Source organism: Mesorhizobium sp., from assembly GCF_004962925.1.
Taxonomy (GTDB): Bacteria; Pseudomonadota; Alphaproteobacteria; order Rhizobiales; family Rhizobiaceae; genus Mesorhizobium.
This window is the reverse complement of record NZ_SUEO01000248.1, coordinates 1-8,291: the sequence shown is the minus strand read 5'-3', so window position 1 is coordinate 8,291 and position 8,291 is coordinate 1. Positions and strand designations below refer to the sequence as shown.

The following is an 8,291-nucleotide window of genomic DNA, read 5'->3' as shown; positions in this document are numbered from 1 at the left end:
CCCATAGGTCGACAAGCCAGCCGCAGGGATGGTCCTTGGAGAGAGCATGGAGACCGCTCGCCAAGTGCGGTCTGTCAGCCAAGCAGGACGCCGGGAATGAAACGGCCTGCAAAGATGCTGCGCCCTTATGCCGGATCGAGATCGTGCCAGCGGGTCGGGCGCCAGAGCAGACATCCGGCATGGTGCGATCGATGAAAGCAGGGCTCGCCAGCGGGAATCTGATACGCGAAGGGGCCAAAGCAAGGCTGGATGAGAAGCCGGTGCTACCTGCAGGTCCAGTGTCAGGCGGCGGCGCTCGGGAAGCCGCTACGCAACGTGACGCGCTCTTATGAGACGAACAGACCGGCCCCTAATCGATCGACCGGTGGGCGGCGCGAAACGCGTCATGCCTGTCCGAAAGCTGACAGTGGCAGAAGACGCATGTCGGGTTCCGCACAATCGACCATGCTGGATTTGTGGAGGTTTTCAGGGAGAGCCATGCGTTCACTACCCAGTGAGCTTTGGCACGGCGTTTGCACTTGAGATGTGGCAACACGGATCGAAGGTTGACTGCATGCACAAGCGCGAGATGAGCAATGCTCTCCTTTCCTGGAGGCTTGGCAGCAGATTCGATTGTGACGTTGCGAGGAGCTTCAGCCGCATCGCGGCGGAAGTGATCTCAAATCTGGAAGGCACCGTGGGGCCGCAGCCATCAAACACATCTTTCTCTTTTTCGCAGCGCTCGTCTTCAGCGCGATGCGGACTTCTTCGCGTCGACGGCGGCCGAAGGTGGAGAAGGGCTCGACTTGCAAAAAGGAGTTGTCAATGACGTCTTACGTTCGCACCAACAGCCCGGCGCAGGTGCGCTCACTCTCCACCTTTGGCAAGCATCTGCAAAGGAGCGTGCTGACGGCGGCGCTGCTTGCCGCGGCTTCGACGGGAAGTGAAGCGCAGCCCTATGTTCGTGCTGACGGCAGCACGACTGGCGACTTGGAAGCGGCGCGCGCAAGTTGGCGTCATGACGCCGAATTCAACGGAAATGTGGGGCTCGGAGCCATCAACGCGGATGCCGCGTATGCGTTGGGCTTCACCGGGAAGGGGGCCAGAGCTCCTCGCCCCTCGTCCGTCTTGACGAGTGCCCGCTTACAGCCTACCTCACTATCGCGTTAGCACTCGTCCATCGCGAGTGCTAACAAAAACCCCTCAACATCCGCACCAGGGAAAAATCCGAAAATGGCAAAGTCGAAGTTCCGCCCGCTGCATGACCGCGTGGTCGTTCGCCGGGTCGAATCCGAATCCAAGACCGCTGGCGGGATCATCATCCCGGATACGGCAAAGGAAAAGCCGCAGGAAGGCGAGATCATCGCCGTCGGCTCCGGCGCCCGCGACGAAGCTGGCAAGCTCGTCCCACTGGACGTCAAGGCCGGCGACCGCATCCTGTTCGGCAAGTGGTCGGGCACCGAAGTCAAGCTCAATGGCGAAGACCTTCTGATCATGAAGGAATCCGACATCATGGGCATCATCGGCTCATATCAGGCCCTTTCGTCAACTGAATTCCCGGGCTCGATTGAAGCCCCTGCCAGGAGCTAAAAATGGCTGCCAAAGACGTAAAATTTTCTCGCGATGCCCGTGAGCGCATGCTGCGCGGCGTCAACATCCTCGCCGACGCCGTGAAGGTCACGCTCGGCCCCAAGGGCCGCAACGTCGTCATCGACAAGTCGTTCGGCGCACCGCGCATCACCAAGGACGGCGTCACCGTCGCCAAGGAAATCGAGCTTGAGGACAAGTTCGAGAACATGGGCGCGCAGATGGTCCGCGAAGTTGCTTCGAAGACCAACGACATCGCCGGCGACGGCACCACGACCGCGACCGTTCTGGCGCAGTCGATCGTCCAGGAAGGCCACAAGGCGGTTGCCGCCGGCATGAACCCGATGGACCTGAAGCGCGGCATCGACCTCGCCGTTAGCGACGTCGTCGCGACGCTGATCAAGAACGCCAAGAAGATCAAGACCTCGGAAGAGGTTGCCCAGGTCGGCACCATCGCCGGCAATGGCGATGCTTCGGTCGGCTCGATGATCGCCGAAGCGATGCAGAAGGTCGGCAATGAGGGCGTCATCACGGTCGAGGAAGCCAAGACCGCCGAGACCGAACTCGAAGTCGTCGAAGGCATGCAGTTCGACCGCGGCTATCTCTCGCCCTACTTCGTCACCAACGCCGACAAGATGGTTGCGGATCTGGAAGACGCCTACATCCTTCTCCATGAGAAGAAGCTCTCCAACCTGCAGGCCATGCTGCCGATCCTCGAGGCTGTCGTGCAGACCTCGAAGCCGCTGGTCATCATCTCGGAAGACGTCGAAGGCGAGGCTCTGGCCACGCTGGTCGTCAACAAGCTGCGTGGCGGCCTGAAGATCGCCGCCGTCAAGGCGCCGGGCTTCGGTGATCGCCGCAAGGCCATGCTGGAAGACATCGCCATCCTCACCGGTGGCCAGGTCATTTCCGAAGACCTCGGCATCAAGCTCGAGAATGTCGGCCTCAACATGCTCGGCCGCGCCAAAAAGGTGTCGATCTCCAAGGAGAACACCACCATCGTCGACGGCGCCGGCAAGAAGGCCGAGATCCAGGGCCGCGTCGCCCAGATCAAGCAGCAGATCGAGGAGACCACCTCGGACTACGACAAGGAGAAGCTGCAGGAACGTCTCGCCAAGCTGGCGGGCGGCGTTGCCGTCATCCGCGTCGGCGGTGCGACCGAGATCGAAGTCAAGGAAAAGAAGGACCGCGTCGATGACGCCCTCAACGCGACCCGTGCGGCCGTCGAAGAAGGCATCGTTCCCGGCGGCGGCGTCGCCCTTCTGCGCGCTTCGCTGAGCATCAAGGCGACCGGCGCCAACTCCGACCAGACCGCAGGCATCAGCATCGTGCGTCGCGCGCTGCAGGCTCCGGCTCGCCAGATCGCGGCCAACGCCGGTGCGGAAGCATCGATCGTTGCCGGCAAGATCCTCGAGAACACAGGCGCGACGTTCGGCTTCAACGCCCAGACCGGCGAATATGGCGACATGATCGCCATGGGTATCGTCGATCCGGTCAAGGTCGTGCGCACGGCTCTCCAGGACGCGGCCTCGGTCGCCGGCCTGCTGGTCACCACCGAAGCCATGATCGCGGAGGCTCCAAAGAAGGAGTCGGCTGGCGGCGGCATGCCTGGCGGCATGGGCGGCGGCGGCATGGGCGGTATGGGCGGTATGGATTTCTAATCCAACCCATAAGCCTTCAGATACGGAAAGGGCGCCGAAAGGCGCCCTTTTCTTTGGCGCGAACCTTGGTCCGAAAAAAAGATCAGCGCGAACGCCCGCCATCGGAGCGCATCGTTGCCGACGGCGGCGTGAACGTCCACAAGGAATTTCTCCAGTCGAGGACACCCTCCGGGTGCAACGCATGAACGCTGTGAAAAAGGCTGAGGGCAAATTCCTGTGCAGAGTTCTCTCGGAGCCATCGCCGAGCTCCATTCTTGGCACCTGCCGGTGAGCGTTTGGCGGCCGCGAAGCAAAGAGTAGTGAAAGGGTCAGACGTTGCGATGGGCCGACCCGGCACCACGGGCCCACCGCATGCGAACAACACGACGAAGCACTGGCCCGAAGCGTGGCCTTGATCGACCCTTCTAACGGAGCTGAAAATCCAGGTCCATCAACAGCATGAATCGGTCACCTGTGATCGATTCAGAAAAGGCGTTGGACGCGCCTGATATACTCAGGGAACGTGGGGTATGAACAGGGGCGGCCACCATCTTCATTGCATCGTGAATCTTCTCCGGCTGCGCGATGGGCACAACAAGGCGGCTGGGCGGGCCATATGATCATCGTGGCGATCGCACTGAAAGCGGGGCAGGAGATCGAGAGCGCGGGCCGGGAGGTCGGCGGTGAGCCGCTGGCGTCGTGCTTCGAAGACATCAACGTCTTCGAAAACCGTTGGAGAATACCTGGGGGCGGGTGGACGAAAGCGTGCGATCGGCCTAGACGACATTCGCACCTCCCCACCTCCGCCGAGAGCACTAAGAGGCAGCAGCGACCCTTTGTCGTCGAGATCAAACAGAAGATGGGCTCGTGAACCGGCCACAGTCAATCTGGGCCGGCGCCATCACGAACGATATCGCGGTAGCGAAGATTGACGCTATCGCTGAAGAGCCGATTTTTCCTTGTGAAGATATCCGTTCTCAGCCCATGGCCGCCATTGGTGAAGCAGTACCCGATGTCAAGGACATGGTCATGCCCGACGTATCGGTTCCTAAGCCGCCGAGGGCTGACGATGCGCCGATTCCGGAGGCATCGAACGCACCGACTGAAGGCAGACGGACTCGCAAGAAGAAGCGCTGGCAGAAAGATGTTTCTCTGCGGCCATGAACGATGGAAGCGGCGCCTGCCATGGGTGCTCCGCCATAACCGAGCTGCGCGGTAGGTCAACTGCGCCAGGATTGAAGCTGCCCTTGTCGAACTGTCCATGACAGGCCGGCAGCGTCTTTGATCAGCCGCTCTCCCGTTTGAGGACGGGCACGAAGCCGGGTTTGACTGGGGAGAGGCTGCCGCTGGCGAGCATGCCATCTGCTTAGAACGTTTTCGAAAGCCGGTGAATTGAGTAGTTGCACGCCAAGCACACTTGCAGCCGAACATCATCTCTCCGCTGCTTTGGTCCGCAAGTAGGCGGCGCTCAGCGGGCTAGAAACAGGCCTGCGGTTTTCTCCGCGGCGTCAGCCACACGATCACAGAACCGTCGATGCAGGCCCTCGCCTTTGCCGAGTGACTGCTCAAAAAACACCAATTCGACGTGCTGCGGCACCATGGCTGCGAAAGTGCGCGGCACTGGGCCATCGGCAATAGGCCAGGGCTGACTATCCACACAACCAACCGCCTCCCGATGCCTCGATCGCACCTGCGCTCTTGGCCAGCGTTTCGCTTGTCCGCGGCATGCCCAAACCGTTGCAGATTCAGCGCTCCTCAAACAGATAAACAGATTGCGCATGACATCAGAGCCGAAGATGGCCGATAGGACGGACGGCCTTCTATCGCTTCATTCGCTCTTCCAAGCGCCGCCTTTTTTCCAAAGAGCCCTCTTTGTCTTCGCTAAAGCGCCGAAGTTAAATTTCGAGCGTTTCGGCTTGCCGGAAATTAGGGTCTCGATGGATAAACCCGCATGGCTTTTGGGGTGCTGGCAGGAAGACCGATGCGCGGGCGTGGATGGATCAAGGCGTTGCGTCAGGACGAGGCTCGGCAGGTGCGTGCGCGCATTGCGGAACTGGAGCGCGACCTCATAGCGCCCACACCTCAAGGACGCCATCGACGTTTCGAAGCCGGACATGAACTTCGCAATGCGAAGTTTCGCCGGGCGCGTCTCGAGGAATGCATCTCCCAAATACCGGAGAAATATAGGCGTTAGCGGAAGCTTCGCCGCTCTCAATGCTTGCAGCCGAACATCATCTCTCCGCTGCGATCAAATCGATCCTCAGAAAATGCGGAATGGAAGGGGTCCAGCCAGGGCGCGAATGGCTGGCCCCAGCACCAAGTTCAGTCGGCTTTGCAGTCCTGTACAAGGATTCCGAAAGCCACCTGTCGCTCGCGTCCCCTGTGGTCACACTGCTCGTCGATAGGTCCAGAGTTGTGCGGGGGGAACATTGCGAACGACGAAATCATAGTGAGAAACGATGTAACGGTCGGGCATTTTTAGCACCGGTGACAGAAGACCGTAGGTGATTTGGATCACAGGTCGCCCGGCGGGGATTCGTGCAAGCAAATCCTCGAGCAGTGTGAGGCGCTGTTGCATCGGAAAGCTCAACATCGGCACTGCGCTTATGACACAATCGAACTTTTCCCGGTGCTCCCCCAGGGTTTCTTCCAGGGCAAACGCATTGCCCAAGCGGAAATCCACTCCCGGAAAGCGTCGCACCAGGCCATCATAAAAATCCTTGGAATATTCGACCGAAGTCAACCGATGCGGTTTGATGCCTCTTTCCAGGATGGCCCTGGTGATGACACCAGTCCCGGCACCAAGCTCCAAAACCGGCAATCCAGAATGCGGGTTGACCACACTAGCCATGCGGCGCGCCGCGTGGATCGACGTGGGCATGAGTGCGCCCACACCTTTCTTATCCTTCTGCCAACATTTGAAGAATTGCACTTCTTCTCAAGTTTCTTGCCTAGTCGCTCTTTCAATCGAAAGACCATATCCGCTTCCTTCTCCCGATCCGAGTCGGAGCGACTTTTTGTCGAAGTTTCGCTATATAAACAAGCCTGATTCACAGGGATGATTGCCGCGCCGGAGGCGCGAAACGCCCGCGCCGGCTGGCACGCCTTGGCCACCATGATGACATTTTTCTTGCTCAGATGCGCGCCAGTTCTTCCTGTATGGAAATCTCGGTCATGGCCTCGAGAGCCCCTCACGGCTCGTCGAGCAGCCGTATCTCCGGCTGCACCATCAGCGCCAGCGCGACGCACGCAGGGTTTCTCATCTGCTGCGCGCTTCGCCGGGCGCACAGCAGACAGCTAGGCCGCTACGGCCGCAAAAAACCCGCGACGGCGGCTCGATTCCGGGACCGGTCCGCCATTTTTGGCAGGTGATCCGTGCAAGTGCGTGGCGTGGATCACCCCAGCTATCTCGTGGCCGCCCCATTGCCAACGTCCTCTTTTCAACCGGCCGAGCCTCCCGACCGCCGGATCGATGATGACGATCCCCTCTGAATAGTTTTTTTGAAGAGCCTGACGGTCTTCGCCGTCTTACCGTGGTTCCGGCTTGCCATGGCCTTCTCTGCCGCGCAGGCAGCAAGTGCTATGACTCTACCGTGTAATGGTCTTGGAAAATACGACAGCTGGACTACAACAATGAGGTTTAGGCAGAAGACTTTTCAGGGAAAGCCTCAAAAAGGAAACAGTAGCTCTTCCGGTCCATACGAAGCCGGCCTCGCTCTGTTAGAGAAAGCAGGTTGCGAGCCCGGCCCGTTCCTATCGGTCGGTAATCATCGCAGGCCATCGGTGCCTTTCCTTCCACGACCGGAGCCGAAGCGATTTTTCTGCTAGGCAGCTTCACGCTGGGTCCTGTTCCAAGCCAAAGCTCGCTGCCAAGGCGCATAGGGGCAGCTGGAACCGCTTTTGGCGACGACGCGAGTTGGGCATCGGTTAGAACGCGCCCTGCTCTGCGGCGCCCCAACCCGCCTCGAGTTCACCTATTCTCGTTGCAGGGCGCCTTGATGAGGTTCTGCGAGTTAACCGGCGAAGGCTATGACGACCCGATAGACAATTACTGCTGAGCCTCTGCGGGTGATTGCCGGCTGATATAAGTCTGCGTTCAAGCTAGTGCGGCCTCGTCTGCTCTGGCGCTTGCTAGGCGCGCGGCGCCTTACGATCCGAGGCAAGACTGAATGCCCGCTTTGCAGCGGAGCCTGAGGATCAGGTAGTGCCTGCTTTGCTGCGCAAAGCGGCCATCCACCCGCCTCCCTCTGCTCATTTCGGGCGTCAACGCGGTCTAGAGGAGTTTGGCTCGTAGCTTGAGGCGCTCGCGCGAGCAGTAGGGCCTTTTCAAGGAGGTTCGTAAGCGGGAAGTTGTGCATGTGCGCATGAACTATGACAGCGATTTCGGACTCAACGGAGCATCCTTACATGCCGACAATTGTCAAGGTTATGGGCGCGATTGCGCCGGCTACTGAGATCCCCGATAAGAGCGTTGCTCTGAATAGCTTACTTGGAAACGGAGCTTGACAAGCCGCCGACGAAGCTGGCGCGTCCGAATGGCGGCGTGTGACAGCCATCCGCGTCGCCACGTCCCGCCGATTAATTTGAGACGACAACTGAGAGCGACTACCCGCGGAGCTTTACAGCCAAAAGGAAAGTCGGCGGCTCATATTTCTATGAGCATTGCCTGAACCCGCCGACCTGCGGATTGCCAGTGGCCCCGCGATTCGCAGTTTTGTCGGAACGAAGGCGTGCCGTCTAGCAATGTAGGCGTGTACAGTTCCAGGTGCGGGAGTTTTCGAGACTTTTGCCTTAACTCCGTCGAAGGCAGGTAAATGAATGCTTGCCCGCTGCCGGGCGACAGCTCGGCCAGTCGCGTTGTGACTCGCGAGTGAACCATTCGGGCCGGCGGGACGTTTCTCTGGGTATCCAACACCATTGACGGCAGACCGTGGAGGAACCCAAGCATCAGCCTGCGCTGCAGAAACAAGACATCCCCGGTGCCTTGGCGAACTTTCCTTATGACCGAATGACTGTCGAACGATTTCGGAAGGCATTTCCGCGAGCGAGGTGGAGCGACGAGCGCAGGAGCTGGTTTGTACCAGG

The 8,291-nt window shown here is 59.7% G+C and carries 5 protein-coding genes and 2 pseudogenes; 5 read left to right on the top strand and 2 right to left on the bottom strand.

Annotated elements, in window-relative coordinates; genetic code table 11:
* Nucleotides 1-804: 804 nt before the first annotated feature.
* From E5W87_RS31055 to E5W87_RS31035, 5 genes and pseudogenes are all read left to right on the top strand, one after another.
* Nucleotides 805-1,149 (top strand): hypothetical protein, encoded by a 345-nt coding sequence (locus E5W87_RS31055; RefSeq protein ID WP_292225050.1) that lies wholly within the window; start codon nucleotides 805-807, stop codon nucleotides 1,147-1,149.
* A 63-nt stretch (nucleotides 1,150-1,212) separates the two neighbouring features.
* Nucleotides 1,213-1,506: pseudogene (gene groES, locus E5W87_RS31050) on the top strand (co-chaperone GroES); the annotation flags it as partial.
* 65 nt (nucleotides 1,507-1,571) lie between these two features.
* Nucleotides 1,572-3,227 carry a chaperonin GroEL gene (gene groL / locus E5W87_RS31045; RefSeq protein ID WP_292406439.1) on the top strand — a complete coding sequence of 552 codons (1,656 nt, stop codon included), beginning with the start codon at nucleotides 1,572-1,574 and terminating at the stop codon, nucleotides 3,225-3,227.
* Between the two features lie 595 nt (nucleotides 3,228-3,822).
* On the top strand, nucleotides 3,823-4,077 hold the full coding sequence (locus E5W87_RS31040) for a hypothetical protein (protein ID WP_292406436.1): 255 nt from the start codon (nucleotides 3,823-3,825) through the stop codon (nucleotides 4,075-4,077).
* A complete protein-coding gene (locus E5W87_RS31035; RefSeq protein WP_292406433.1) occupies nucleotides 4,074-4,370 on the top strand; it encodes a hypothetical protein in 297 nt (98 codons plus the stop codon). The genes E5W87_RS31040 and E5W87_RS31035 overlap by 4 nt, the downstream gene beginning before the upstream one ends.
* A 664-nt stretch (nucleotides 4,371-5,034) precedes the next feature.
* Here E5W87_RS31035 and E5W87_RS31030 read toward each other — a convergent pair.
* Nucleotides 5,035-5,322, bottom strand: a complete 288-nt coding sequence (locus E5W87_RS31030; protein WP_292406431.1) for a hypothetical protein — start codon at nucleotides 5,320-5,322, stop codon at nucleotides 5,035-5,037.
* Nucleotides 5,323-5,592: 270 nt separating this feature from the next.
* Nucleotides 5,593-6,185 (bottom strand): annotated as a pseudogene (pmtA, locus tag E5W87_RS31025) (phospholipid N-methyltransferase PmtA).
* Nucleotides 6,186-8,291: the final 2,106 nt, after the last annotated feature.

What these genes read in the sequence shown, in the direction of transcription:
- E5W87_RS31055 (WP_292225050.1), top strand. Translation starts at nt 805, where the DNA reads ATGACGTCTTACGTTCGCACCAACAGCCCGGCGCAGGTGCGCTCACTC.
- groL (WP_292406439.1), top strand. Translation starts at nt 1,572, where the DNA reads ATGGCTGCCAAAGACGTAAAATTTTCTCGCGATGCCCGTGAGCGCATG.
- E5W87_RS31040 (WP_292406436.1), top strand. Translation starts at nt 3,823, where the DNA reads ATGATCATCGTGGCGATCGCACTGAAAGCGGGGCAGGAGATCGAGAGC.
- E5W87_RS31030 (WP_292406431.1), bottom strand. Translation starts at nt 5,322, where the DNA reads ATGTCCGGCTTCGAAACGTCGATGGCGTCCTTGAGGTGTGGGCGCTAT.